At 71.8% G+C, this 25454-nt stretch carries 20 protein-coding genes and 2 pseudogenes; 12 read left to right on the top strand and 10 right to left on the bottom strand.

What is annotated here, in order from left to right; translation table 11 throughout:
• Positions 1-110: 110 nt before the first annotated feature.
• Together thrS and ACFE8Y_RS12410 are read right to left on the bottom strand one after the other, a co-directional pair.
• Positions 111-2138 carry a threonine--tRNA ligase gene (thrS, locus tag ACFE8Y_RS12415; protein WP_375464689.1) on the bottom strand — a complete coding sequence of 676 codons (2028 nt, stop codon included), beginning with the start codon at positions 2136-2138 and terminating at the stop codon, positions 111-113.
• Positions 2139-2447: 309 nt separating this feature from the next.
• Entirely contained in the window at positions 2448-4037 is a 1590-nt protein-coding gene (locus tag ACFE8Y_RS12410; protein ID WP_375464688.1) for a catalase, read from the bottom strand.
• Between the two features lie 137 nt (positions 4038-4174).
• Between ACFE8Y_RS12410 and ACFE8Y_RS12405 the strand changes: the two genes are divergently transcribed.
• The 4 genes from ACFE8Y_RS12405 to ilvA all read left to right on the top strand — a co-directional run bounded on the left by ACFE8Y_RS12405 (position 4175) and on the right by ilvA (position 8329).
• Complete coding sequence (locus ACFE8Y_RS12405) at positions 4175-5110, top strand: LysR substrate-binding domain-containing protein (RefSeq protein ID WP_375464687.1); 936 nt, start codon at positions 4175-4177, stop codon at positions 5108-5110.
• A gap of 128 nt (positions 5111-5238) precedes the next feature.
• Positions 5239-6297, top strand: a complete 1059-nt coding sequence (locus tag ACFE8Y_RS12400) for an AbrB family transcriptional regulator (RefSeq protein ID WP_375464686.1) — start codon at positions 5239-5241, stop codon at positions 6295-6297.
• On the top strand, positions 6298-6645 hold the full coding sequence (locus tag ACFE8Y_RS12395) for a diacylglycerol kinase (RefSeq protein WP_375464685.1): 348 nt from the start codon (positions 6298-6300) through the stop codon (positions 6643-6645).
• Positions 6646-6736: 91 nt separating this feature from the next.
• Positions 6737-8329, top strand: a complete 1593-nt coding sequence (ilvA, locus tag ACFE8Y_RS12390; RefSeq protein WP_375464691.1) for a threonine ammonia-lyase, biosynthetic — start codon at positions 6737-6739, stop codon at positions 8327-8329.
• Here ilvA and ACFE8Y_RS12385 read toward each other — a convergent pair.
• The 3 genes and pseudogenes from ACFE8Y_RS12385 to ACFE8Y_RS12375 all read right to left on the bottom strand — a co-directional run bounded on the left by ACFE8Y_RS12385 (position 8304) and on the right by ACFE8Y_RS12375 (position 11423).
• Positions 8304-8961 (bottom strand): annotated as a pseudogene (locus tag ACFE8Y_RS12385) (MgtC/SapB family protein). The gene ilvA and the pseudogene ACFE8Y_RS12385 overlap by 26 nt on opposite strands.
• 100 nt (positions 8962-9061) lie before the next feature.
• Positions 9062-9997 carry an EcsC family protein gene (locus ACFE8Y_RS12380; protein WP_375464684.1) on the bottom strand — a complete coding sequence of 312 codons (936 nt, stop codon included), beginning with the start codon at positions 9995-9997 and terminating at the stop codon, positions 9062-9064.
• Positions 9998-10007: 10 nt separating this feature from the next.
• Positions 10008-11423, bottom strand: coding sequence for an MFS transporter (locus ACFE8Y_RS12375; protein ID WP_375464683.1), 1416 nt, complete (start codon positions 11421-11423; stop codon positions 10008-10010).
• Between the two features lie 313 nt (positions 11424-11736).
• Here ACFE8Y_RS12375 and ACFE8Y_RS12370 point away from each other — a divergent pair, with 313 nt between their 5' ends.
• Both ACFE8Y_RS12370 and ACFE8Y_RS12365 read left to right on the top strand, forming a co-directional pair.
• Complete coding sequence (locus ACFE8Y_RS12370; protein ID WP_375464682.1) at positions 11737-12825, top strand: PAS domain-containing protein; 1089 nt, start codon at positions 11737-11739, stop codon at positions 12823-12825.
• A 70-nt stretch (positions 12826-12895) separates the two neighbouring features.
• Positions 12896-13303 carry a response regulator gene (locus ACFE8Y_RS12365; RefSeq protein WP_375464681.1) on the top strand — a complete coding sequence of 136 codons (408 nt, stop codon included), beginning with the start codon at positions 12896-12898 and terminating at the stop codon, positions 13301-13303.
• A gap of 128 nt (positions 13304-13431) precedes the next feature.
• Here ACFE8Y_RS12365 and mutS read toward each other — a convergent pair whose 3' ends face one another.
• Positions 13432-16074, bottom strand: a complete 2643-nt coding sequence (gene mutS, locus ACFE8Y_RS12360; RefSeq protein ID WP_375464690.1) for a DNA mismatch repair protein MutS — start codon at positions 16072-16074, stop codon at positions 13432-13434.
• Positions 16075-16345: 271 nt separating this feature from the next.
• On the opposite strand from mutS, the gene hrpB reads away from it, so the two are divergent.
• From hrpB to ACFE8Y_RS12330, 6 genes are all read left to right on the top strand, one after another.
• Positions 16346-18823 carry an ATP-dependent helicase HrpB gene (hrpB, locus tag ACFE8Y_RS12355; RefSeq protein ID WP_375464680.1) on the top strand — a complete coding sequence of 826 codons (2478 nt, stop codon included), beginning with the start codon at positions 16346-16348 and terminating at the stop codon, positions 18821-18823.
• Between the two features lie 74 nt (positions 18824-18897).
• Positions 18898-19365 (top strand): PaaI family thioesterase, encoded by a 468-nt coding sequence (locus ACFE8Y_RS12350; RefSeq protein WP_375464679.1) that lies wholly within the window; start codon positions 18898-18900, stop codon positions 19363-19365.
• Between the two features lie 7 nt (positions 19366-19372).
• Complete coding sequence (locus ACFE8Y_RS12345; RefSeq protein WP_375464678.1) at positions 19373-19960, top strand: DUF1285 domain-containing protein; 588 nt, start codon at positions 19373-19375, stop codon at positions 19958-19960.
• On the top strand, positions 19957-20670 hold the full coding sequence (locus ACFE8Y_RS12340) for a CoA pyrophosphatase (RefSeq protein WP_375464677.1): 714 nt from the start codon (positions 19957-19959) through the stop codon (positions 20668-20670). The genes ACFE8Y_RS12345 and ACFE8Y_RS12340 overlap by 4 nt, the downstream gene beginning before the upstream one ends.
• Before the next feature lie 35 nt (positions 20671-20705).
• A complete protein-coding gene (locus ACFE8Y_RS12335; RefSeq protein WP_375464676.1) occupies positions 20706-20963 on the top strand; it encodes a DUF6111 family protein in 258 nt (85 codons plus the stop codon).
• Complete coding sequence (locus ACFE8Y_RS12330; RefSeq protein ID WP_375464675.1) at positions 20963-22216, top strand: CCA tRNA nucleotidyltransferase; 1254 nt, start codon at positions 20963-20965, stop codon at positions 22214-22216. Before ACFE8Y_RS12335 ends, ACFE8Y_RS12330 begins: the two co-directional genes overlap by 1 nt.
• Positions 22217-22258: 42 nt before the next feature.
• Here the strand turns inward: ACFE8Y_RS12330 and ACFE8Y_RS12325 are convergent, their stop codons facing one another.
• The 4 genes and pseudogenes from ACFE8Y_RS12325 to ACFE8Y_RS12310 form a co-directional block, all read right to left on the bottom strand.
• Positions 22259-22660 (bottom strand): F0F1 ATP synthase subunit epsilon, encoded by a 402-nt coding sequence (locus ACFE8Y_RS12325; protein WP_375464674.1) that lies wholly within the window; start codon positions 22658-22660, stop codon positions 22259-22261.
• Positions 22661-22728: 68 nt separating this feature from the next.
• Complete coding sequence (atpD, locus tag ACFE8Y_RS12320) at positions 22729-24186, bottom strand: F0F1 ATP synthase subunit beta (protein ID WP_375464673.1); 1458 nt, start codon at positions 24184-24186, stop codon at positions 22729-22731.
• Positions 24187-24233: 47 nt separating this feature from the next.
• Positions 24234-25121, bottom strand: coding sequence for a F0F1 ATP synthase subunit gamma (locus ACFE8Y_RS12315; protein WP_375464672.1), 888 nt, complete (start codon positions 25119-25121; stop codon positions 24234-24236).
• 70 nt (positions 25122-25191) lie between these two features.
• Positions 25192-25454: pseudogene (locus ACFE8Y_RS12310) on the bottom strand (F0F1 ATP synthase subunit alpha); the annotation flags it as partial.

Below are 25454 nucleotides of genomic sequence, written 5' to 3'. Positions count from 1 at the left end.
TGATCGCCCGCCACGACGGGCAGGTCTACACCCGCGAGTTCAAGGTCGAGAGCGGGATGGACCGGGACATCGAGGTGATCGCCAAGGCCGGCTGAGCCGGGTCGGCCGCGTCACGGCGCCGGCCGCGCGCCGTGATGCCCGTCGAGCACCGCATCCGTGCTCGGCACGGTCTCGGCCACGGCCTCCGCGCGACGGAGGTCCGGCGAGGTCGCCTCCGCGACGAGGCCCGCCACCGCCTCCGCGAGGGTGAGCGTGCGCGTCTGCTGGCTGCCGAGCCGGCGGATCGAGACGGTGCCCTCCTCCGCCTCGCGGCGGCCGAGCGCCAGCAGAACCGGCACCTTGGCGAGCGAGTGCTCGCGGACCTTGTAGTTGATCTTCTCGTTCCTGAGATCCGCCTCGACCCGGAGGCCGGCCTTCTCCAGCGCCCGGATCACCGTCTTCGCATAGGCGTCGGCATCCCCGGTGATCGTGGCGACCACCACCTGCACGGGGGCGAGCCACAGGGGGAAATGCCCCGCGAAGTGCTCGATCAGGATGCCCGTGAACCGCTCCATCGAGCCGCAGATCGCGCGGTGGACCATCACCGGGGGCTTCTTCCCGCTGTCGGCGTCGACGTAGAACGCGCCGAAGCGCTCGGGCAGGTTGAAGTCGACCTGCGTCGTGCCGCACTGCCAATCGCGGCCGATGGCGTCGCGCAGCACGTACTCGAACTTCGGCCCGTAGAAGGCGCCCTCCCCCGGGTTGACCTCTGTGCGGATGCGGCCGACCGACTGTGCCTCGATCTGCGCCAGCACGCGGGTCATCACGTCCTCGGCGTGGTCCCAGAGGGCGTCCGACCCGACGCGCTTCTCGGGCCGCGTGGAGAGCTTCACCACGATCTCGTCGAAGCCGAAATCGCTGTAGGTCGAGAGGATCAGGTCGTTGATCTTCAGGCACTCGGCGGCGAGCTGGTTCTCGGTGCAGAAGATGTGCGCGTCGTCCTGGGTGAAGCCGCGCACCCGCATCAGACCATGCATGGCACCCGACGGCTCGTAGCGGTGCACCACGCCGAATTCCGCCATGCGCAGGGGCAGATCGCGGTAGGACTTCAGGCCGTGCTTGAAGATCATCACGTGGCCGGGGCAGTTCATCGGTTTCAACGCGAACCAGCGCTTGTCCTCGGCCTCCTCGCCCGCGCTTTGCGCCGCGAACATGTTCTCGCGGTACCAGCCCCAGTGGCCCGAGGTTTCCCACAGCGACTTGTCGAGGATCTGCGGCGCGTTCACCTCCGCGTAGTCGCCCTTCAGGCGGCGGCGCATGTAGGCGATCAGCTCCTGGAAGATCGTCCAGCCCTTGGCGTGCCAGAACACGACGCCGGGCCCCTCCTCCTGGAAGTGGAACAGGTCCATCTCCCTCCCTAAGCGCCGGTGGTCGCGGCGCTCGGCCTCCTCCAGGCGGTGCAGGTAGGCGTCCAGCTCCGCTTGGCTTGCCCAGGCGGTGCCGTAGATGCGGGTCAGCATCGGGTTGTCGGAATTGCCGCGCCAGTAGGCGCCCGCGACCTTCATCAGCTTGAAGGCAGTGCCGACCTTGCCCGTCGAGGTCATGTGCGGCCCGCGGCAGAGGTCGAACCAGTCGCCCTGGCGGTAGACCTTCAGGTCCTCGCCGGCTGCGATCGCATCGACCAGCTCGACCTTGTAGGCCTCCCCCTTCTCCGCGAACAGCGTGCGGATCGCGTCGCGCTTCCAGACCTCTTTCGTGAAGGGGGCGTCGCGCGCCACGATCTCGCGCATCTTCGCCTCGATCCGCGGAAAGTCCTCCGGCGTGAACGGCTCGCTGCGGGAAAAATCGTAGTAGAACCCGTTCTCGATCACCGGGCCGATGGTGACCTGGGTGTCGGGCCACAGGGCCTGCACGGCCTCGGCCAGCACGTGGGCGCAGTCGTGCCGGATCAGTTCGAGCGCGCGCGGGTCGTCGCGGCTCAGGAACTCGATCGCGGCGTCGCGCTCGATCCGGTCGCCGAGATCGGTGACGACGCCGTCGAGCGCCATCGCGACGGTGCGCTTGGCCAGCGACTTGGCGATGCCCTCCACCACGCTCCGGCCGGTCACCGCCTCGTCGTAGGCGCGGGTGTTGCCGTCGGGGAAGGTCAGGATGGGCATCGTCGGTCTCCGGGCTCACTCCTGCGTACGCGGCAGGTAAGCGGTGTTGTCGAGGGTCGGCCCGCGGCATGCGCGGGAGCGGCCGTTTAGAACGATTTTCACCGGGAGGGAACGCCGTTGCGCGCGTCCGCGTGGCCGCTTCCGCGGGCGATCAATCGGAAGCGGCCTGGGTGAGAGGCGTGCGACCGTCGCCGGCTGTCCGGTGCAGCGAACGCTGGCGCCAAGCCCCCCGGCCTCACCAACGAACAACCCCGCGCGGTCCTTCGACCGCGCGGGGTTGTTGGTGCGAACCGGGAGGTCCGAGAAGAGCTACTCGGCGGCGATCTGGTGGGCCAGTGTGCCGTCGGTGTAGGTCTCAGGCCGGAGGCGCTTGCCGGGCGCGGCGCGGCCCGGCAGCGGCGGCAGGGCCAGCGCCTTGGCGAGGTCGATCCCCGCCCCTTCCGCAACGCGGCGGCCGTAATCGGCGTCGGCGTGCGAGAAGTGCCAGACCATCCGGAGCTGGATCGCCTCGGGGCACTGCTTCATGTCGCCCACGAGGTTGGCGATCAGGTCGTCGCGCTCCCAGTCCGCGAACGAGCGGTAGCGCACGCCCGCCTGCGTGTAGTCGTCCTCGGTGCGCGAGGTCTGGAAGCGGCCGAGCTGGCCCTGCACCGGCTGATGGTAGTCCCTGGCCGGCTTCTGCGCCTCGGTGAGACCCTCGCCGATGGTCGAGGGCTCGTAGTTGATGTGCTTGTTCTGCCCGGTGCCGTCGACCGTGTAGGTCATCTGGCCGTCGCGCTGGTTCGAGTAGACCTTCACGCCGGGCTGCGGCGCGTTGATCGGCAGTTGGAGGTAGTTGGCGCCGACGCGGTGGCGCTGGGTGTCGGAGTACGACAGCGTCCGGCCCTGGAGCATCTTGTCGTCCGAGAAGTCGATGCCGTCCACGAGCACGCCCGTGCCGAAGGCCGACTGCTCGACCTCGGCGAAGAAGTTGTCCGGCACCCGGTCCAGAACCATGCGGCCGCAGGGCAGCAGTGGGAACTGGTCGACCGGCCAGAGCTTCGTGTCGTCGAGCGGATCGAACGACAGGTGGTCGTTCGGACCGTCCGGCATGATCTGCACGCAGAACTCCCATTCAGGGAAATTGCCGGCCTTGATGTTGTCGTAGAGATCGCGCGTGGCGTGGCCCACGTCCTTGGCCTGGATCTCCGAGGCCTGCGCCGAGGTCAGGTTGCGAATGCCCTGCTTCGGCTCCCAGTGGAACTTGCAGAGTACCGCCTCGCCCTGGTCGTTGACGAGCTTGTAGGTGTTGACGCCCGAGCCCTCCATCTCGCGGTAGTTCGCGGGGATGCCCCAGGGCGACTTGAGGTGCGTGACCATGTGGATCGACTCGGGGTGGGCCGCCACGAAGTCGAAGAAGCGCCACGCCTCCTGCCGGTTCGTCACCGGATCGGGCTTGAACGCGTGGATCATGTCGGGAAACTTGATCGCGTCACGGATGAAGAAGACCTTGAGGTTGTTGCCCACGAGGTCCCAGTTGCCGTCGACCGTCTTGAACTTCACCGCGAAGCCGCGCGGGTCGCGCTCGGTCTCAGGCGATTCCTTGGCCCCGGCGACGGTGGAGAAGCGCACGAACATCGGCGTCTTCACACCGGTCTCGTTCAGCACGCGGGCGCGGGTGTACTTGGAGGCCGGCTCGCTGCCGATCCGGCCGTAGGCCTCGAAGTAGCCGTGGGCGCCGGCGCCGCGGGCGTGCACGACGCGCTCCGGAATGCGCTCGCGGTCGAAGTGGGTGATCTTCTCGATGAACTGGTAGTTCTCGAGGGTCGCGGGACCCCGCTCGCCCACCGTGCGCGTGCTCTGGTTGTCGCGGACCGGATGGCCCTGGCGGGTGGTCAGGATCGGACGCTGGTCGCTCATGCCGAAAATCTCTCCGTGATGCCGAACGGCCCCGGGCACGCTTACGCCTCGCCTGGAATCATTCTTGAATTTGGTTATGCGCCTTCGCGAACCCGTTGGCCAATGCATCGTCGCAAACGACATGATAGACGCAGTCTATGAATCTCGCAGGCCTGTCGCTCCGCGACCTCGAATACGTCGTGGCCATCGCCGACGAGGGCCATTTCGGCCGGGCCGCCGAGCGCTGCAACGTCAGCCAGCCGACCCTGAGCGTGCAGGTGCGCAAGCTCGAAGGGGCGCTGAGCCTCGTGCTGTTCGAGCGTTCGAACCGGCGCGTGCTGATGACTGCTCCGGGCCAGATCATCGTCCGGCAGGCCCGCGCCGTACTGGCGGAGGCCCAGCGCCTGCTGACGCTGGCGAGCGAGGGCCGCGGCGCGCCGCTCACCGGCCGCCTCGTGCTGGCCGCGATCCAGACGCTCGGCCCCTACTTCTTCCCGCTGGTGCTGCGGACGATGCGCCGGGAATTCCCGATGCTGGCGCTCGCGCTGAGCGAGGGCCGCACCGCCGAGATCCTCGAGACGCTGCGCGACGGGCGCGTCGACGCGGCCCTCGTCTCGCTGCCGCTGCCCGCCTCCGGGCTGACGGTGTCGCCGCTCTTCGTCGAGCCGTTCCGCCTCGCCTGCCCGGCCGACCACCCGCTGGCCCAGGGCGGGGCGCTCAGGGCCTCCGACATCGCCGGGCCGGATCTGCTCCTCCTGGACGAGGGCAACTGCCTGCGCGACCAGGCGATCGCCGCCTGCGGGGCGGGCAGCGCCGCGGGCCGCCACGCCACCAGCCTGGAGACGCTCCGCTCGATGGTGGCCGCGGGCGCGGGCTACACCCTGCTGCCGGCGCTGGCCGTTCCCGCCGGGCCCGACCCGAGCGGGCTCACGGTGACGCGCAGCTTCGACACCGACGGGCCCGGCCGCACCATCGCGCTGGCGTGGCGCGCCAGCGATCCGCGGGCGCCGGGCCTCGCGCACCTCGCCGCCTTCTTCCGCGCGCAGGCGCCGGCCGGCACCGCCGCCTGCCGGGAGGCGGCTATCGCGGCGTGACGACGAGGATGGTTCCCCGCGAGCACGTCAGGGATGCGTGCGCGCAACCGTGACAGGCTTGTCCGCAGGGTGTAGCGCGGCGGCAAGATCGCGGCTGCGGTGCGATCGACCCCCAACCCGCGTTCGCCGTGCCCTCTCCCGCAAGAACGATCCGGCTCTGGGCCGCGCTGGTCGCCGCCTCGGCCGTCCTCGGCGTCGGTCTGAAGCTGGCGCAGTTCCCGGCGGCGCTGCTGCTCGGGCCGATGATCGCGGCGATCGTCTTCGGGGTGCGCGGCGCGGCCCTGCGGATGCCGAAGCCTGCGTTTCAGGCCGCGCAGGCGATGATCGGCTGCATGGTGGCCCACGCGGTCACGGCGGAGATCACCAGGACCCTGATCGACGACGGTCCGCTGATCCTGCTGGTGGTCGGCGTCACGGTGATCGCCGGCGCCCTCGTCGGCCTCGTGCTGACCCGCCTGCGGGTGCTGCCCGGCACCACCGCCGCCTGGGGCTCGTCTCCCGGGGGCGCTGCCGCGATGGTGGCGATGGCGGAGGAGTACGGCTCCGATCCGCGCCTCGTCGCCTTCATGCAGTACGTGCGCGTGGCCGCCGTCGTGCTCTCGGCCTCGGTGGTGGCGCGCCTGCTGACCGACGGGGGGGCGAGCGGGCCGCCGCCGACGGCGGCCGAGGAGGCCACCGTGCTGCCGGTTCTCGTCACGCTCGCGGTCGCCGCCCTCGGCGCCGGCCTCGCGCGCGCCCTTCACCTGCCGGCCTGGGCCCTGGTCGGGCCGATGCTGCTCGGTGCGGGCCTGCACGCCACCGGGATCGCCAGCATCACCCTGCCCCTGCCGATGCTCGAACTCGCCTACGCGACGATCGGCTGGTACGTCGGCCTGCGCTTCACCCGCGAGACCCTGCGCGCGACGCTGCACGCGCTGCCGGGCATCTTGGTCGCGACGCTCGCCGTGATCCTGCTCTGCGCCCTCTGGGCGTTCGGGCTGACGCACCTCCTGGCCATCGACTTCCTCACCGCCTTCCTCGCCACCAGCCCCGGCGGCCTCGATTCGGTAGCGATCATCGCCGTCGGCTCGCGGGTCGACGTCTCGTTCGTGCTGGCGGTGCAGACGCTCCGGCTCTTCGTCGTGCTGATCACCGGCCCGCTGCTCGCCAAGTGGATCGCCCGCGCGGTGCCGCCCGAGGCGGCGTGAATGCGCGCCCTCCGGCTCGCCTTCCTCAACTCCTGGCGGGGCCTGCGCCACGGCGCCCGCACGGAGCGGGCGGTGCGGCTCGAACTGGTCCTGCTGGTCCTCGGGGTGCCCGCCGCGCTGATCCTGGGCGCGACCCTGTGGGTGCGCGTCGCGCTCGTCGCCACGCTCCTGATGATGCTGGCCGCGGAGTTCCTCAACACGGCGATCGAGAAGCTCTGCGACCACCTCCATCCCGGCCAGCATCCTAGGATCGGCACGGTGAAGGACCTCGCCTCGGCCGGCACCTTCTCGACGCAGGCGGTGGCCATGCTGGTGTGGATCGCGGCCCTGATCGACCGGGTCGGGTGAGACCCCGCGGCGCTCGCATCTCGTCCCCCGAGCGTCTATCTGCGGCGGCATGTCAGACACCGTGAAGCCCGCCGAGCCGACCGCACACCCCGTGATCGACTACATCCGGAAGATCCTCACCGCGCGCGTCTACGACGTGGCGATGGAGAGCCCGCTCGATCCGATGCCGCGGATGACCGCGCGGCTGGGACGGCCGGTGCTGCTGAAGCGCGAAGACCTCCAGCCGGTGTTCTCGTTCAAGCTGCGCGGCGCCTACAACAAGATGTCGGGGCTCGCGCCCGAGCAGCGCGCCCGCGGCGTGGTCTGCGCCTCGGCCGGCAATCACGCGCAGGGCGTGGCGCTGGCGGCCAGCCGGCTGAAGGTGCGCGCGGTGATCGTGATGCCGCGCACGACGCCGGCGATCAAGGTCGATGCCTGCCGGGCGCGCGGCGCCGAGGTGATCCTGCACGGCGACGCCTTCGACGAGGCGCTCGGCGAGGCGCGGCGCCTGGAGGCCGAGCAGGACCTCACCTTCCTCCATCCCTTCGACGATCCGGACGTGATCGCCGGGCAGGGCACGATCGGCATGGAGATCCTCCAGCAGCACACCGGCCCGATCGAGGCGATCTTCGTGCCGATCGGGGGCGGCGGATTGGCTGCCGGCATCGCGACTTACGTCAAGTACCTGAGACCCGACACGAAGGTGATCGGCGTCGAGCCCGACGATGCCGCCTGCATGGCCGAGGCCCTCAAGGCGGGCGAGCTCGTGATGCTGCCCACCGTCGGCCTGTTCGCCGACGGCGTCGCCGTGCGGCAGGCCGGCGCGGAGACGTTCCGCCTGTGCCGCGAGCACCTCGACGAGGTCATCACCGTCGACACCGACGCGATGTGCGCGGCGGTCAAGGACATCTTCGACGACACCCGCGCCGTCTCCGAGCCGTCGGGCGCGCTGAGTCTGGCCGGCGCCAAGGCCTACGCCGCGCGGGAGGGCGGCACCGGCACGCTGGTGGCGGTCTCGTCGGGCGCCAACCTCAACTTCGACCGCCTGCGCCACATCGCCGAGCGGGCCGAACTCGGCGAGGAGCGGGAGGTGCTGCTCGGCGTCACGATTCCCGAGAAGGCCGGCGCCTATCGCGCCTTCATCAAGGCGCTCGGCCCGCGCGCCATCACCGAGTTCAACTACCGCTACGCGGCCGGTGCGCGGGCGCAGATCTTCGTCGGCATCAACCTGCCCGGCGGTAAGCCGGAGAAGCGCGACCTGATCGCGGGGCTCGCGCGCGACGGCTACGACGTCCACGACATGAGCGACAACGAGATGGCCAAGGTCCACGTCCGCTACATGGTCGGCGGCCGGGTCTCCGGCCTCGCGCACGAGCGGCTCTACCGCTTCCAGTTCCCGGAGCGGCCGGGCGCCCTGCTGAAGTTCCTCGACGCGCTCGGCGACGACTTCAACATCACCCTGTTCCACTACCGCAACCACGGCGCCGATTACGGCCGGGTGCTCGCCGGCGTCAGTGTGCCCCCCGGCGCGCACGCCCGCTTCGACGCGGCGGTGGCGGCGCTGGGCTATCCCTGCTTCGACGAGACCGGGAACCCGGCCTACCGGCTGTTCCTCGACGGCGAGCCCGAGCCGGGCGTTGCCAGGACCGGGATCGCCGGGTGGTTCGGGCGCAGGCGGCCTACCGCTTCAGCGTCTCGACGCTGATCACGTCGGGGTTCCCGCGCAGCGTCTCCGCGATCGCCTCGACGCTGGCGTGCGACAGGCGCACGAACGAGACCGCGATCTCCTCGAAGCCGGGGTCCTCGGCCGGGCGGACCACGAACTGCCGCACCCGCGAGGCGCGCGCGCCGGTGGCCGCGTGCAGCGTGTCGATCGACAGGGTTCCGCTCCTGACGACGAGGCGCAGGGTGCGCGTCTGCATCCGGGCGCGCCAGTGCTCCTCCAGCGGCTTCACCCCCGCGAGGATCGCGACGACCAGCGCCGTCGTGGCGACGGCCGGCACGTAGAGGCCGCCGCCGATGGCGAGCCCGATGGCGGCCACCGCCCAGAGGCTCGCGGCCGTGGTGAGGCCCTTCACCACCTCGCCGCGCAGGAGGATCGTGCCCGCGCCGAGGAAGCCGATGCCCGAGACCATGCGCGGCAACCCGCGAAGGGTCGAGCACCACGTTCTTCGCTCCCGGCGCATCACTGAATCCGAAGGTCGAGACCAGCATGATCAGGCAGGAGCCGTCGCACACCAGCATGTGCGTGCGCAGACCCGCCGCCCAGAGCAGGCGCTCGCGCTCCAGGCCGATCACGCTCCCGAGCAGGGCGGCGAGCGCGAGCCGGCCGATCATCTCCGGGTTGCCCAGGGTCCTTCTCCTTCCGGGCAGGATGGAAGCTCTGCCGAGAATGCCGTCGAGAACGCGCCCGTTCCAGCCCGACGGCGCAGGACGATCAGGCGAGTCCGAGTGCCGCCTTCTCGACCTCGTAGGCGGCGCGCACGGTCGGCTGGCCGTAGGCCCGCTCCAGGCGTCGCACGGTGAAGTGGGCGCGGGCCATGGACTGGAAATGGCTCATGAAGGCGGCGTTGACGGCCGCCCCCCCGACCGCCCCGAGGAGGGGCACCGCCTGCGCGGCGACCTTCTGCGAGACCACGATGCCGAAGCGGGCCGCGATCTGCGCGGTGAACCGGATGAAGGCGGGCGCCGACTGGTCGAGCAGCGTCTTGCTGCCGGCGTAGCGGGCAGCCTCGGCCATGGTCTTGGCGAGCGCCGCGCGCACCGCGAAGTAGCCGCTCTCGGTCAACCCCGTCCCCTCGTCGCTGCCTGAGCCGCGTCCGCCGAGCGCGAAGACCTGGACGCAGGCGAGGGGACCCTCGGGCGCTTCCAGATCCTCGCCCTCCTCGCGGGCGATCTCGGCGATGGAGCGCAGCATCAGCGTGGTCGAGACCGGCAGCTCGACCGCCAGCGTCGCGAGGCCGAACGCGCCCCCGACCGCGCCGGACAGCGCGGCCATCGCCTTGTGCTTGAACGCGCTCGATCCGAACAAGGCGCCGAACCGGCCCTCGGCCTTGGCCGTGACCGCCTCGATCGCCGTGCCTGCGGCGGGCGCGACCTCGACGCGCGGCAGGGTCGCCAGCGCCACGCGCAGGGCGCCGCGCATCGCGGCCTCGGTCGACCGGCCGACCACCTCGGTGACGGGCGCCGGCAGCGAGCGGCCGATCAGGTCCAGCGGCGCGCCGGCCGCGGCCGAGAGCCGTGCCGCGAGGCCCGGCTGCTCCAGTGCGCGCACGGCCCGGCGTAGCGCCGCGAGGTCGGCCTCGCTCATCGGGCGTTCGGCGTGGTTCGTGGTCGCCGGCAGGAACTCGCCGGTCAGCGCGATGTCGCTCATGCTCTGGTCCTCAAGCCGGCGTCCTCATGGGGGCACCGGAGGAATCCGTAGGAAGCGAGGCCGGACCGGGACGGTTCCCGTCCTCGCCCACGCCAGGGTCCTCGGTCGAGGTTCTCGCGGCCGAGGTCCCCGGGTTCGGCGTGCGCCCGACGGCGAGGCAGAGCAGGACCACCGGAATGCCGACCAGCGAGGTCAGGACGAAGAAGGTCGGGTAGCCGTAAGCGGAGACGATGAAGCCGGCGGTTCCCGCGACGAGCTTGCCGGGCAGCGCGTAGAGCGAGGAGAACAGGGCGTACTGCGTCGCCGCGTAGCCGGGCGTCGTCAGGCTCGACATGTAGGCGATCAGCGCGATGCCGGCAAACGAGCCGCAGAAGTTCTCGACCGAGATCGCGAGCGCGAGGCGCCAGAGTTCCGGGCCGCCGAGCGAGAGCCACGCGAAGGACAGGTGCGAGGCGGCGGCCAGCGCCGCGCCGGCGAGCAGCGCCGGGAACATCCCGAAGCGCGCCATCGCCCATCCGCCCGCGAACCCGCCGGCGATGCCGACCCAGATCCCGTAGAGCTTGGTGACGGTGGCGATCTCCTTCAGGTCGAAGCCGAGCGTCCTGTAGAGCGGGCTCGCCATCACCCCAGAGACGAAGTCCGGCATCCGGTAGAGGGCGACGAGGACCAGCACGCCCCACAGCGCCGGACCCATCCGGCCGTGAAGCTCGACCAGCGGCTCCAGCACCGCGCGGCGCGGCGACCACCGGCGCGGCACGCCCGCGGCGTCCGGCTCTGCGGCCGGCCGGGCGGTGTCGAAGGCGGGCGCGAACAGCGCGGCGATCAGGCCGACGACCATCAGCGCCGCCATCGCGAGGTAGGCCGCGGTCCAATCCGTGGCCGAGGCGATGAACAGGGCGCCGGCGCCCGCGGTGATCAGGCCGAGGCGGTAGCCGAGGTTCGAGGTCGCCGCGAGGATGCCCTGGAAGTCGGTGCCGGCCGCGTCGATGCGCCAGCCGTCGATCACCACGTCCTGGGTCGCCGCGCAGAAGGCGACGAGGAAGGCGCCGAGGCCCAACAGTGCGAGGCTCGTTCCCGGATCGGAGAACGCCATCAGCACGAGGCAGGCGGCCACCGCGACCTGCGTCGTGACCATCCAGGCGCGGCGGCGGCCGAGGCGCCGCGCCAGCACCGGCACGTCGATCCGGTCGATCATCGGCGCCCAAAGGAACTTCAGCGAGTAGGGCAGCGCGACGTAGCTGAACAGCCCGATCGCCTTGACGTTGATGTCGGAGAAGGCGAGCCGCAGGGTAAAGGTGCCGAGCACCAGGAGCAGCGGCAGGCCGGACGAGAAGCCGAGCGCCAGCATCAGCACGATGCGCGGGTCCTCGACGAGGTCGCGGGCGCGCAGGCGTCGCGGCTTCTCCAGTCCGGTGTCGACCGCCATGAGATGGAACTCCTCGCCTGCGGATGCCTTGATCCCGCGAAATCGTGGCAGCCTTGCGCTCCGCATCGCGTCGCGCGATCCCCGTGGCGCCGGCCTCGGGAAACCCATGGTCGCCGCCTCGTCAACGCGCTCCCGCCGTTTCGCTCGGAGGCGGCGCCCAGCACATGGGAACATCGGTGACGCTCACATGTTAACGGCGATAGAGCTTGGCCGTCCACGCCAAGGTGTTCGCGGCGCTCAAGGTTGATTCAAGCGGCGGCACGATGGCGCTCCTGGCCCTCGTGACACTTCCAGCGTTCCGGTCGGTTGCAGGATGACGGAGACAAGCGTTCAGGACGCGGTCGTGCTCGAACCGGCGACGTTCGCGCGCGCTTTCGACGCGAGTCCGACGCCGATGCTGCTCGCGAGCGCGAACGGGGCCGACAACGCCATCGTCTGGGCCAACGACGCCTTCCTCGGGCTCACGGGCTACGCGCGCAGCGAGCTGATCGGCCGGAATTGCCGGATGCTCCAGGGCGGCGGCACGGATGCCGGCGAGGTCGAGCGCGTGCGCGCGGCGCTGCGGGCCGCCGAGCCGATCGAATGCGAGCTTCTGAACTACCGCAAGGACGGCACGCCGTTCTGGAACGGGATGACGATCAACCCGGTGCGCGATGCACAGGGACGGGTCGCCTACTTCTTCGCTGCCCAGGCCGACATGACGGACAAGCGCAGCCTCGAACAGGCGATGCGCGGCACCAACGACGAACTGGAACGTCAGGTCGGCGCGCGGACCGCCGACCTTCGGGCGGCCCTCGAGCAGAAGACCGCCCTGCTCCACGAGGTCGACCATCGGGTCAAGAACAACCTCCAGGTGATCTCGTCGCTGATGCTGCTGAAAGCCCGGCGGACGCCCGAGGGCGAGGCGCGCGAGGCCCTCTCCAGCATGGCCGATCGCATCGGCGCTCTCTCCACGGCGCATCGGATGCTCTACTCGGCCGGCGACGTGACCAAGTTCAACCTGTCGGACTTCACCGACGAGTTCCTGTCCGACCTCAATGCGGGGCTCGATCCGGATCGAACGCGGGTGGACGCGCAGATCGACTCGATCGCGGTGTCCGCCGCCATGGCCGCGCCCCTCGCCCTGATGATCCACGAACTCACGACCAACGCGGTTCGGCACGCCTTCCCGGAGGGCCGGGCCGGCCGGATCGCCATCACCGCGCGGCGCGACGGTGCCGGTATGCATCTCAGCATCGCGGATGACGGCGTCGGCCTCGCGCAGGCGCCGGCCAACCCGGCAGGCTTCGGCCGCAACCTCGTCGAGATGGTGGTGCGGCAATTGCGCGGGACCATCACGTGGCGCGAGGGCGCGCCCGGAACCCGCGTCGAGATCCACGTTCCCCTCGCCGGGGACGCGTGACGGTGAACGGTACGGAGCGGGTGCGTTGCAGACAGCTTGGACGGCGGACGTGATCCGACGGGATTCTGCCTTGCGTATCCTGGTCGTCGAGGACGAAGCGCTGATCGCCCTCGAACTTGAATTCCTGCTCGAAGATCTCGGCCACGTCACCGTCGGCATCGCCGCCAGTTCGGCGGAGGCGATCGCCCTCGGCCGCTCGACTGCGCCGGACGTCGCGCTCGTCGACATCCACCTCTTCGACGGTCCGACCGGCGTCGAGGTCGCCCGGGCGCTCAGCGCCGACCCGCGCACGACGGTGGTGTTCATGACGGCGAACGCCAAGCGCATCCCCGACGATTTCGCCGGCGCCTTCGGCGTCATCGCCAAGCCCTACTCCGAGCGGGTCGTGGCAAGCACCCTCGACTACGTCGCCGGCCATCGTTCGGGCCGCGGCCCGGTGCAGCCCTGCCCGGACGGCTTCCTTCGCGCGCCGCACTGACGGCGGGGCGTCTCATACCGTTTCCGGTTGATTGGTTCAGGGGCGTCGGTTCCCGTCATCCTCCCGGCGCACCCTGCCCCTGCGGGGGAGGGTGCGCACGTAACCGAACCGATCAACCGGAAACCGTATCACGCAGCGCCTGCGCGCGCGCGCTTCAGGCGGTAGAGCGCTTCCAGTGCCTCCCGCGGGGTCAGGGCATCCGGATCGATCGCGTCGAGCAGGCGCCCGAGCGGGTCGTCGGCCGGCGCGTCCGGCGGCGGCGGCGGGGCGAGGCTGGCAAACAGCGGCAGGTCGTCGATGCGCGGGCGGCCGGGCCGGTCGCGCTCCGCCTTCTCAAGCCCTTTCAGGATCGCGCCGGCCCGTGCGACGACGCTTCCGGGCAGGCCTGCGAGCCGCGCGACGTGGAGGCCGTAGCTGCGCTCGGCGACGCCCGGCACCACCTCGTGCAGGAAGACGACGCCGCCGCGGTGCTCGGCCACCTTGACGGTCGCGTTGTCGAGGCGCGCGAGGCGCTGGCCGAGCGCCGTCAGCTCGTGGAAGTGCGTGGCGAAGAGCGCGCGGCAGGCGTTCGCCTCGTGCAGGTGCTCCAGGCAGGCCCAGGCGATCGAGAGCCCGTCATAGGTCGCGGTGCCGCGCCCGATCTCGTCGAGGATCACCAGCGAACGGCGCGTCGCCTGGTTCAGGATGGCGGCGGTCTCGACCATCTCGACCATGAAGGTCGATTGCCCGCGGGCGAGGTCGTCGGCAGCACCCACGCGCGAGAACAGGCGGTCGACGCGGCCGATCCGGGCGTGGACCGCCGGCACGAAGGCGCCGGCCTGGGCGAGCACCGCGATCAGCGCGTTCTGCCGGAGGAAGGTCGACTTGCCGCCCATGTTCGGGCCTGTGATGAGACGGATGCGCCCCCGGCCCTCGCCCGACAGGTCGCAATCGTTGGCGATGAACGGCTGGCCCCCCCGGCGCAGGGCCGCCTCGACCACCGGGTGGCGTCCGCCCTCCACGACGAAGCTCAGGGAGTCGTCGACCTCGGGCCGGCGCCAGTCGAGCTCGACCGCGATCTCGGCGTGGCTCGCCGCCACGTCGAGCGCGGCCAGCGCCTCCGCGACGCCGCCGATCGCCTCCGCCTGCGCGACGACGCGGGCGGCGAGGGCCTCGAACACGGCCGCTTCGAGGGCGAGCGATCGATCGGCCGCGCCGGAGATCCGGGTCTCCAGTTCGCCGAGCTCGACGCTGGTGAAGCGCATGGCATCGACCATGGTCTGGCGGTGCACGAAGTCGCGCATCAGGCCCTTGAGACAGGCCTCGCCCACCGATTGCGGCACCTCGATGAAGTAGCCGAGCAGGCCGTTGTGCTTGATCCTGAGCGTCCGGCAGCCGGTCTCCTCGGCGTAGCGCGCCTGAAGCGCCGCCACGACCTTGCGCGAGTCGCTGCCGAGCAGGCGCGCCTCGTCGATCTCCGCGTGGTAGCCGGCGCGGACGAAGCCGCCGTCGCGGCGACTCAGCGGCAGGTCGTCGGCAAGGCTCGCGCGCAGCGTCGCGACGAGATCCGCGTCGGCGCTGCCGAGCGTCCTGGCCAGCCGCGACAGGTCGTCCGGCAGGTCGCCCGCCTGCGACAGCCGCGCGCCGAGGGCGCGGGCGACATCGAGCCCGTCGCGGATCGCGGCGAGGTCGCGGGGCCCCGCCCGGCCGAGGCCGGTGCGGGCCAGCGCACGGGCGAGGTCGGGCGCGCGGGCGAGCGCGTCGCGCACGTGTCCGCGCAGGAGCAGGTCCTCGGCGAGCCGCGCCACAGCCGCGTGCCGCCGGGCGATGGCCGCGAGGTCGGTGAGCGGGCCGGCGAGGTGCTCGGCGAGCAGCCGCGCGCCGTTGGCCGAGACGGTGCGGTCGATGGCGTCGAGCAGGCTGCCCACGCGCTCGCCCGACAGCGTCCGCGTCAGTTCGAGGTTCGCGCGGGTGGCGGCGTCGATCGCCAGCGTCGCGCCGATCTCCTCACGGGTCGGGACGGCGAGCGATGCCCGCGCCGCCCGCTGCGTGCGCGCGACGTAGAGCAGCGCGGCGCCGGCGGCGGCGATCTCGGCCCGGGTGAAGGTGCCCAGGCCGTCGAGCGTCGCGACGCCGTACTGCTCCCGCAGGCGCCGCTCGGCCGAGGCAGGCTCCAGTTCCGCCTGCGCCAGCGGCACCACCGCCGCGCGGGTCTCGCTCCAGAGGCGGGCCAGCGCCGGATCGGCGACGATCGCCTCGGAGAGCACGATCTCGCGCGGGTCGTGGCGGGCGATGGCGCCCGCGAGATCGACCCCGGCGACCTCGCTCAGCGAGAAGCGGCCGGTGGAGATGTCGAGCGCGGCGAGCCCGTAGGCGTAGCCGGCTTCCGCGACCTTCCGGCGGCCGATGGCGAGCAGCAGGTTGGCGCTGCCCGGATCGAGCAGCCGGTCCTCCGTGATCGTGCCCGGCGTGACGAGGCGCACGACCTCGCGGCGCACCACCGACTTCGGGCCGCGCCGCTTGGCCTCGGCCGGGTCCTCGGTCTGCTCGCACACCGCGACCCGGTGGCCGAGCCCGATCAGGCGGCTGAGGTAGTCGTCGGCCCGCTCCACCGGCACGCCGCACATCGGGATGTCGGCACCGCCGTGCTTGCCTCGCTTGGTCAGGACGATGCCCAGCGCCCGCGAGGCGACCTCGGCATCGGCGAAGAACAGCTCGTAGAAGTCGCCCATCCGGTAGAACAGCAGGCAATCCGGGTTGGCGGCCTTGATCTCGATGTACTGCGCCATCATCGGCGTCGGGCCGGGAAGGTCGGGGATGCCGGTGGCCGCGGTCGTCGCCGGAATGGCGGGAGCGTTCACGCCGCGAGGCCTCGGTGCCGTCGCGGGAGCGTCGAAGGTCTCGGCGACGGTTTGAGCGGTGCTGCGAGCCATGGCCCGAACCTAGCAGAAGTGCCGCCGCGAATCAGGCGCCCGCCCGCGCATCTTTGGGGAGAAGAACGTCCGGCGCGGCGTCGTGCGCACGGGTTGCCCCGCGGCCGGGATCGCTGCATCAGCGGCGGCGATGACCGCCCCGCCCGAACTGCCGATCGAGGCGGCGCTGCCCGCCCTGCGCGCGGCGCTGGCCGCCGGCAACGCCGCCGTGCTCGTGGCGCCGCCCGGCGCCGGCAAGTCCACGCGGGTGCCGCTGGCCCTGCGCGACGCGCCGTGGCTGAACGGCGGCAAGATCATCCTGCTGGAGCCGCGGCGCCTCGCGGCCCGCGGCGTGGCCGCGCGCATGGCGGAAACCCTCGATGAGCGCGTCGGCGACACGGTGGGCCTGCGCGTGCGCCTCGGCTCGAAGATCTCAGGGGCCACCCGCATCGAGGTCGTCACCGAGGGCGTGTTCACGCGCATGATCCTCGACGATCCGGAGCTCTCCGGGATCGGGGCGGTGCTGTTCGACGAGTTCCATGAGCGCTCGCTCGATGCCGACCTCGGCCTCGCCCTGGCGCTCGACGCCCAATCTGCCTTGCGCGAGGATCTTCGCATCCTCGTGATGTCGGCGACGCTGGACGGAGCCCGCGTCGCGCGCCTGCTGGGCGGCGCTCCGGTGATCGAATCGGAGGGCCGCGCCTTCCCCATCGAGACCCGCTACGCCGAGCGCGACCCGAACCGCCGGATCGAGGAGGCGATGACGGACGCGGTGCTGCGGGCGCTGCGGGCGGACCCTGGCTCGGTCCTCGCCTTCCTGCCGGGGCAGGCCGAGATCCGCCGCGTCGCCGGCCTGCTGGAGGCGCGGGTCGCGGTCGACACCGTGATCGCGCCGCTCTACGGCGCCCTGACGCCGGCCGAGCAGGACCGCGCGGTGGCGCCGGCCGCGCCGGGGCAGCGCAAGGTCGTGCTGGCCACCAGCATCGCCGAGACCTCGCTGACGATCCGGGGCGTGCGGATCGTGGTCGATTCCGGGCTCGCCCGGGTGCCGCTCTACGAGCCCGGCCTCGGCCTGACCCGGCTCGTCACCGCGCGGGCGTCCCGCGCCTCGGTCGACCAGCGCCGGGGGCGCGCCGGCCGCACCGAGCCCGGCGTGTGCTGGCGCCTGTGGGCCGAGGCGGCGACCAATGCGCTCGAACCCTTCACCCGGCCGGAGATCGCGTCGGCCGACCTTGCCGGACTGCTGCTCGACTGCGCCGCGTGGGGCGTGACCGATCCCGGCACACTCCCCTTCCTCGATCCGCCCCCTGCCCCGGCGTTGCGGGAGGCGCGCGCGATGCTGCGCGACCTCGACGCGATTCAAGCCGACGGACGCCTCACGGCGACCGGCCGGCGGCTGCGCGCCCTGCCCCTCCCGCCGCGGCTCGCCCGCATGGTGGTCGCGGCCACGGAGGCCGGCGACGGGTCGGCGGCGGCCGACCTCGCCGCCGTGCTGGTGGAGCGGGGCCTGGGCGGCGACGCGGTCGACCTCGCCGAGCGCGTCGAGCGCTTCGCGCGCGACCGCGGTCCGCGGGCGGGCGACATGCGGCGGATGGCGCAGGGCTGGGCACGATCCGCGCGAGGGCCCGCGGCCGCCGAAATCGATGGCGGCGGCCTCCGCGAACCGGCGACGGCCGGGTCCCTCCTGGCGCTCGCCTATCCCGACCGGATCGCCCGGGCGCGCGGGCGGGACGGCGAGTTCGTGATGGCCAACGGCCGCGCCGGCCGCCTCGACCCCGCCCTGCCGCTGGCCCGCACCCTGTTCGTGGTGGTGGCCGACATCGCGGGGGCCGCCGGCAGCGCCCGCATCCTCGCCGCCGCCGCGATCTCGCAGGCTGCGATCGAGGCCGGGTTCGCCGACCGGATCGAGGCGGCGACGCAGGTGACGTTCGATCCCGCGGCCCGGGCGCTCCGCGCCCGCGGCGTCCGGCGCCTCGGCGCGGTCAGCCTCGGCGAGCGCACCCTGCCGGTGCCCCTCGACGCCGCCTCCGCGCGCATCCTCGCCCGCGGGATCGCCGGCCTCGGCCTCGACCGCCTGCCCTGGACGCCGGCGCTGGCGCAGTGGCGCGCCCGCGTCGCCTTCCTCCGCGCGAGTGAGGGCGGCGACTGGCCGGACCTCTCGGACGCCGCCCTGACGGCGAACGTCGACGACTGGCTCGCGCCGGCGCTGGTCGGACGCGCGAGCCTCGACGGGCTCGCCGCCGACGACCTCGCGGGGGCGCTCCACGCCCTCCTGCCCTGGCCGCTGCGCGCCCGGCTGGACGCCGCGGCGCCGACCCACGTCGCGGTGCCCACCGGCTCGCGCATCGCGATCGACTACGAGGCCGAGGGCGGGCCGGTCCTGGCGGTGCGGGTGCAGGAGCTGTTCGGCTTGGGACAGCACCCGGTCATCGGCGGGGTGCCGCTGATCCTGCACCTGCTCTCGCCGGGCCACCGCCCGGTGCAGATCACCTGCGACCTGCCCGGCTTCTGGCGCGGCTCGTGGAGCGCGGTGCGCGCCGAGATGCGCGGGCGCTATCCCCGCCACCCTTGGCCGGAGAACCCGCTGGAGGCGCCCCCGACGCGCCGGGCCAAGCCGCGGGGGACGTGAGGGCGCTGGACGGGGGGCGGCGGGACCGCGAGGATGCCGGACATCCCCGGACACCGCCCGAGACGCCGACGCGCATGCCGCCGCACGAGACCCCCGAGACCGAGCCGGCCGAACGGGACGGCTGGGCGCCCATCCCCGACACCGGCTTCATCGCCCATGTCGGCCCGGTCTACCGGTGCGAGGCCGACGGCGCCTACGCCTTCCGCGCCGCAGCCAAGCACGCCAACCTCATCGGCGTCGTGCACGGCGGCATGCTGATGAGCTTCGCCGACCGGGCGCTCGGCGAGACCGCGATGCGGGCGGCCGACGGGGCGAACTGCGTCACCATCCAGATGGAGATGCAGTTCATCGACACCGCCCGCATCGGCGACTGGATCACGGTGGGCCCCGAGGTCGTCAAGCGCACGGGCTCGCTCGTGTTCCTGCGTTGCGCGGTCCGCCACGACGCCCGCATCGTCGGCATCGCCACCGGAGTCTGGAAGATCCTGCGTCGGCGCCCCGCGGGCGGCCCGGTTCCCGCCGCCGGCACGGACGCTATCTGAGGGTGGCATGAGCGCGGAGCCCTCCGAGACCGACCCGACCCTGCGCCGCCTCGGTGCGGCGCTCAGCCACCTGCCCAAGCGCGGGCTGCCGCCGGTCGAGCGATGGGACCCGCCCGATTGCGGCGCGATCGACATGCGGATCGCCGCCGACGGGACGTGGTTCCACGACGGCACCCCGATCCGGCGCCCGAAGCTCGTGAAGCTGTTCGCCTCGATCCTGCGGCGCGAGCCCGACGGGCGGATCGTGCTGGTGACGCCCGTGGAGAAGCTCGGCATCACCGTCGAGGACGCCGCCTTCCTCGCCGTCGAGATGGCCGTGGACGGGGACGGGAATGGCCGGCGCATCAGCTTCCGCACCAACGTCGACGACCTCGTGCCGGTGGACGCCGAGCACCCCCTGCGCTTCGCGCAGGGCGAGGCCGGAGCCTTGAAGCCCTACCTCCACGTCCGGCGCGGCCTGTGGGCGCTGGTGACGCGGGCGCTCGCCTACGACCTCGTCGCCCTGGGCGAGGAGCGGGAGATCGACGGCGCGTCCTGGCTCGGGATCGCGGCCGGCGGCCTGTTCCATCCCATCGCGCCGGCCGAGGCCGCGTGATTCCGCACGCGTCCGAGACGCCGGACGGCGCGCTCGCCGACTTCCTCGCCCGGGCCGCCGCCGGACTCTCGCGCGAGCCGCCGGGTCCCGACGACCCGACCTCGAACCCGCGCGGCGACCACAGCTTCGAGCCGGACGGCAGGGCCGCGATCCCGCCCCCGCCCCATCGCCGGGCCGCCGTGCTGGTCCCGGTGGTGGCGCGGAGCAACGGCCTGTTCGTGGTGCTGACGCAGCGCGCAGGCCACCTGCGCGACCATTCCGGACAGGTGGCGCTCCCCGGCGGCAAGATCGAGCCGCACGACGTCACCCCGCTCGCCGCCGCGCTGCGCGAGGCGGAGGAGGAGATCGGGCTCGACCCCGAGTGCGTGCGAATGCTCGGCTACCTCGATCCCTACCTCTCGGCCACCGGCTTCCTGGTGGTGCCGGTGATCGGGCTGATCGACTCGGAGGCCGTGCTCGCGCCGAGCCCCGCGGAGGTCGACGCGATCTTCGAGGTGCCGCTGACCGTCCTGATGGACCCGGCGCGCTACCACCTACGCTCGCGGGAATGGCAGGGCCGCGCACGCCGGTTCTACGCCGTGCCCTACGGCGACAGGCTGATCTGGGGCGTGACCGCGGGCATCCTGCACAACCTGCGCGACCGGCTCCTATCCGCCGCACCGGAATCCCGGGATGCTGCTGCCTATGCCGGCTGCGAGCCCCTATCTTAGGAGAAGGCGGCCTCCGCCTCCATCGAACGGGTCCCATGCTGCGTCGCTTCGTGGAAGAGTTCGCGTTCTTCCTGCTGCCCTTCGGGCTGTTCTTCGCCTACCTCGTCCTCGTCGGCCGCAACCCGCTCCAGCGGGCGCACTGGGATGCGCAGGCCTTCCGGCTGGTCCTGGCGGGCCTGACCGTGGTGATCGCCTCCCTGGTCCTCACCGGACTGTTCTCGGAGCGCCACGCGGCCGGCTTCGTGCCGACCCACATGGAGAACGGGCGACTCGTGCCGGGCACGTTCCGCTGATGCCGGCCCTCGACCCGGGCGGTCCCGCTCGCCTCCTCGCCCGGCCCAGCGTCCGGGCGGCGCTCGCAGCCCTCGACCGCGCGGGCGAGGAGACCCGCCTCGTCGGCGGCTGCGTGCGCGACGCCCTGCTCGGCCTCGACGCTGCCGACATCGACCTCGCCACCACGCTCCTGCCCGACGCCGTGATCGCGCGGGGGCGTGAAGCGGGCCTCAAGGCGATCCCCACCGGGATCGATCACGGCACGATCACGCTGATCGCCGCCGGCGAGCCGGTCGAGGTCACGACCCTGCGCGAGGATGTGGAGACCGACGGACGCCACGCGGTCGTCCGCTTCGGCCGCGATTTCGCGAAGGACGCCGAGCGGCGGGACTTCACCGTCAACGCCCTCGCGCTGGCCGCCGACGGGCGCCTGCACGACACGACGGGCGGGGCCGACGACCTCGCCGCCGGCCGCGTGCGCTTCATCGGCGATGCCGCGACCCGCATCCGCGAGGACGCCCTGCGCATCCTGCGCTTCTTCCGCTTCCATGCCCGGTTCGGGGACGGCCCCCCCGATCGCGCCGCGCTCGCCGCCTGCGTCGCCGCGCGCGGCGCGATCGCGACCCTGTCGCGCGAGCGCGTGCGCTCGGAGTTCCTGAAGCTGCTGACGGCGCCCGGGGCGCACGGCGCGGTCGAAACCTTGAGCGCGACGGGACTGCTCGCCCGCATTATCGGCGGCGTCGGCGAGGTCGGCCGCTTGTCGCGGGCGATCGACGCGGGCGCCCCGGCGATCGCCCGGCTCGCGGCGCTGGCGGTCGCGACCCGGGAGGATGCCGAGCGCCTGCGCGAGAATCTCCGCCTGTCGAAGGCCGAGCACGCCGCCCTCGACGGTTACGCCCGGGCGCTCGTCGCGCTGAGGACGCGCGAGCATGTCGCGGCCGACGCGATGCGGGCGCTCGTCGCCGAGCACGGCACGGCGGCGATCGGTGGAGCGCTGTCCGCGATCACGGGGGAGCCGCGGCCGCGGGTGACGCCGGCAGGGATCATGGCCTGGAAGGCCCTGGAGCAGGGCGCCGCGCCGGTCCTGCCGGTCTCCGGAGCCGATCTCGTCGCCCGCGGTGTTCCGCCGGGTCCCCGGATCGGCAGGGCGCTGGCGGCGGCGCGGCGGTTGTGGCTGGCGGACGGATGCCCGACCGATCCCGAGGTGGCCGAGGCGCTGATCGCGCAGGTGCTCGCGTCCGAGGCGGTGGACGAACGCAGGGACAACCCCTGAACGACCCTTCCCGACGTTTACGCAGGCTGTGTCCGCGAAGGCTCAGAGCTTGAGCTGAGCCTTGGTCTCCTGAAGCTGGACGATCTGGCCGTTCAGCTCCTCCCGCTTCTGCATGTCCTCTGTGGCGTCCCGCTGCAACTCCACCGCCTCGATGTCCTTGTCGAGTGAATCCGGGGTCAGTTCCTCGATCGGCGCGGCGCGCTCGGCGAGCACCGTCACGCCGGTCGGGCCGATGTCGGCAAAGCCCCCGCGGACGTAGATGCGCTTGCCGCTGTTGGCGCGCTCGGTGACGACGATGACGCCGACGCGCAGGGAGGTCAGCACCGGCGCGTGGCCGGCGAGCACCGTCATCTCGCCCTCGGTGCCGGGAAGCTGCACTGCCTCAACCTGGCCGGAATACAGCGTCCGCTCGGGGCCGACGAAATCGAACTGGAAGGTGGCCATGTCGCAATCCCGCGCGTGCTGTCCTCGGCGGAGCCCCAGCCGGTGGGCCGGGGCTCCGATCGTGCGCCTCAGGCCGCCTTCAGCTTCTTGGCCTTCGCCTGAGCGTCCTCGATCGTGCCGACCATGTAGAAGGCGGCCTCCGGCAGGTCGTCGTACTTGCCCTCGACGAGGCCCTTGAAGCCCTTGATCGTGTCCTCCAGCGGAACCTGGATGCCCGGAGAGCCGGTGAAGATCTCGGCCACCGAGAAGGGCTGCGAGAAGAAGCGCTCGATCTTGCGGGCGCGCGCCACCGTCAGCTTGTCCTCCTCCGAGAGTTCGTCCATCCCGAGGATGGCGATGATGTCCTGGAGCGACTTGTAGCGCTGGAGCGTCTGCTGGACGCGACGCGCCACGTCGTAGTGCTCCTCGCCGAGGATCGCCGGCGAGAGCATGCGCGAGGTGGAATCCAGCGGGTCGACCGCCGGGTAGATGCCCTTCTCGGCGATCGAGCGCGAGAGCGTCGTGGTCGCGTCCAAGTGGGCGAAGGAGGTGGCGGGCGCCGGGTCGGTCAGGTCGTCGGCCGGCACGTAGATCGCCTGCACCGAGGTGATCGAGCCCTTGTTGGTGGTGGTGATGCGCTCCTGGAGCGCGCCCATGTCGGTGGCGAGCGTCGGCTGGTAGCCCACGGCGCTCGGGATGCGGCCGAGCAGCGCCGAGACCTCGGAGCCGGCCTGGGTGAAGCGGAAGATGTTGTCCACGAAGAACAGCACGTCCTGGCCCTGGTCGCGAAAATCCTCGGCGATGGTCAGGCCGGTGAGCGCGACCCGTGAACGGGCGCCGGGCGACTCGTTCATCTGCCCGTAGACCAGCGCGCACTTCGAGCCCTCGGCCGAGCCGCCATGCTCCTTCGGGTCCATGTTGACCTTGGACTCGATCATCTCGTGGTAGAGGTCGTTGCCCTCGCGGGTGCGCTCGCCGACGCCGGCGAAGACCGAGTAGCCCGAGTGCACCTTGGCGATGTTGTTGATCAGCTCCATGATCAGCACGGTCTTGCCGACGCCGGCGCCGCCGAACAGGCCGATCTTGCCGCCCTTGGCGTAGGGGGCGAGCAGGTCGACGACCTTGATGCCGGTCACCAGGATCTGCGACTCGGTCGACTGGTCGGTGTAGGGAGGGGCCGACTGGTGGATGGCGCGCAGGGTGTCCGACCGGATCGGGCCGGCCTCGTCGATCGGCTCGCCGATGACGTTCATGATGCGGCCGAGCGTGTTGTGGCCGACGGGCACGCGGATCGGCGCACCGGTGTCGGCGCATTCCTGACCGCGGGTCAGGCCTTCCGAGGTGTCCATGGCGATGCAGCGCACGGTGCTCTCGCCGAGCTGGGCCGCGACTTCGAGGACGAGGCGGGCGCCGTTGTTCTTGGTCTCCAGCGCGTTCAGGATCTCCGGCAGGTGGCCGTCGAACTGCACGTCGACCACGGGGCCGATGACCTGGGTGATCTTGCCGACCTTGTTGGAGCCGGCGCCGGGAGAAGCGGTGTTTGCCATGATGTACGTGCCCTTGAAAGCTGTGCGGTCGGAGCGCCTTGGGGCGCCTAGAGGGCTTCGGCGCCCGAGATGATCTCGATCAGTTCCTTGGTGATCATCGCCTGACGCGTGCGGTTGTAGATCAGCGTCTGCTTCTTGATCATCTCGCCCGCATTGCGGGTCGCCGAATCCATCGCGCTCATGCGCGCGCCCTGCTCGGAGGCGGCGTTCTCCAGGAGCGCGCGGTAGACCTGGACCGTGAGGTTGCGCGGCAGCAGCGTTTCGAGGATCGCCTCCTCGCTCGGCTCGAACTCCAGGGCGGAATCGGCCGGTGCGCCGGTGGTGCTCTCGGCGCCCTCGGGGAGCTCGGCCGGGATCAGCCGCTGCGCGGTCGGAACTTGCGAGATCACCGTGCGGAACTCGGAGAAGAACAAAGTTGCCACATCGAACTCACCGGCGTCGTAGCGGGCCAGGATCGTCTCGGCGATCTCGGAGGCGAAGGCGTAATCCACCGGGCGGTTGCCGCGGATGTCCCGAGACGCGACGATCTGCTCGCGGAACTGGCGGCGCAGGACGTCGAAGCCCTTCTTGCCGACCGTCATCATCGTCACGGTCTTGCCCTCGGCCTTGAGCCGGTCGGCATGGTTGCGGGCCAGCCGCGCAATCGACGAGTTGAAGGCGCCGCACAGGCCGCGGTCCCCGGTGCAGACGATCAGCAGGTGGGTCTGGTCGGAGCCGGTACCCGCCAGCAGCTTCGGGGCGCCGACGCCGCCGACGAGATTTCCGGCAAGGTTGCCGAGCACGGAAGCCATCTTCTCGGCGTAGGGCCGGCCGCTCTCGGCGGCCGTCTGGGCGCGCCGCAGCTTGGCGGCGGCGACCATCTGCATCGCCTTGGTGATTTTCTGCGTCGCCTTCACCGAGGTGATGCGGTTGCGCAGATCCTTCAAACTCGCCATCGGGTGGTCCGGTCTCTCATGGCCTGTTCGCGACCGGGCGCCCCATCGGGCGCCCGAGGATGGCTGCCGATCAGGCGGCGAGCGACTTGACGACGCCCTCGACCACGCCCTTGAGCTTGGCGGCGCTGTCGTCCGACAGGTCCTTCGAGTCGCGGATGGCGCCGAGGAGGTCGGTGTGCTTGGAGCGCAGGGTCGAGAGTAGCGCCTCCTCGAACGGGCGGACCTTGGCCACCGGCATCTTGTCGAGGTAGCCGTTGACGCCGGCATAGATCACCGCAACCTGCTCCTCCATCTTCAGCGGCGAGAATTGCGGCTGCTTCAGGAGTTCGGTGA

Origin of the sequence: uncultured Methylobacterium sp., from assembly GCF_964242245.1 — a bacterium.
Taxonomy (GTDB): domain Bacteria; phylum Pseudomonadota; class Alphaproteobacteria; order Rhizobiales; family Beijerinckiaceae; genus Methylobacterium.
This window is presented reverse-complemented; position numbering and strand designations above follow the sequence as displayed.

What these genes read in the sequence shown, in the direction of transcription:
- thrS (WP_375464689.1), bottom strand. Translation starts at nt 2,138, where the DNA reads ATGCCCATCCTGACCTTCCCCGACGGCAACACCCGCGCCTACGACGAG.
- ACFE8Y_RS12410 (WP_375464688.1), bottom strand. Translation starts at nt 4,037, where the DNA reads ATGAGCGACCAGCGTCCGATCCTGACCACCCGCCAGGGCCATCCGGTC.
- ACFE8Y_RS12405 (WP_375464687.1), top strand. Translation starts at nt 4,175, where the DNA reads ATGAATCTCGCAGGCCTGTCGCTCCGCGACCTCGAATACGTCGTGGCC.
- ACFE8Y_RS12395 (WP_375464685.1), top strand. Translation starts at nt 6,298, where the DNA reads ATGCGCGCCCTCCGGCTCGCCTTCCTCAACTCCTGGCGGGGCCTGCGC.
- ACFE8Y_RS12380 (WP_375464684.1), bottom strand. Translation starts at nt 9,997, where the DNA reads ATGAGCGACATCGCGCTGACCGGCGAGTTCCTGCCGGCGACCACGAAC.
- ACFE8Y_RS12375 (WP_375464683.1), bottom strand. Translation starts at nt 11,423, where the DNA reads ATGGCGGTCGACACCGGACTGGAGAAGCCGCGACGCCTGCGCGCCCGC.
- ACFE8Y_RS12370 (WP_375464682.1), top strand. Translation starts at nt 11,737, where the DNA reads ATGACGGAGACAAGCGTTCAGGACGCGGTCGTGCTCGAACCGGCGACG.
- mutS (WP_375464690.1), bottom strand. Translation starts at nt 16,074, where the DNA reads ATGATGGCGCAGTACATCGAGATCAAGGCCGCCAACCCGGATTGCCTG.
- hrpB (WP_375464680.1), top strand. Translation starts at nt 16,346, where the DNA reads ATGACCGCCCCGCCCGAACTGCCGATCGAGGCGGCGCTGCCCGCCCTG.
- ACFE8Y_RS12350 (WP_375464679.1), top strand. Translation starts at nt 18,898, where the DNA reads ATGCCGCCGCACGAGACCCCCGAGACCGAGCCGGCCGAACGGGACGGC.
- ACFE8Y_RS12345 (WP_375464678.1), top strand. Translation starts at nt 19,373, where the DNA reads ATGAGCGCGGAGCCCTCCGAGACCGACCCGACCCTGCGCCGCCTCGGT.
- ACFE8Y_RS12335 (WP_375464676.1), top strand. Translation starts at nt 20,706, where the DNA reads ATGCTGCGTCGCTTCGTGGAAGAGTTCGCGTTCTTCCTGCTGCCCTTC.
- ACFE8Y_RS12330 (WP_375464675.1), top strand. Translation starts at nt 20,963, where the DNA reads ATGCCGGCCCTCGACCCGGGCGGTCCCGCTCGCCTCCTCGCCCGGCCC.
- ACFE8Y_RS12325 (WP_375464674.1), bottom strand. Translation starts at nt 22,660, where the DNA reads ATGGCCACCTTCCAGTTCGATTTCGTCGGCCCCGAGCGGACGCTGTAT.
- atpD (WP_375464673.1), bottom strand. Translation starts at nt 24,186, where the DNA reads ATGGCAAACACCGCTTCTCCCGGCGCCGGCTCCAACAAGGTCGGCAAG.
- ACFE8Y_RS12315 (WP_375464672.1), bottom strand. Translation starts at nt 25,121, where the DNA reads ATGGCGAGTTTGAAGGATCTGCGCAACCGCATCACCTCGGTGAAGGCG.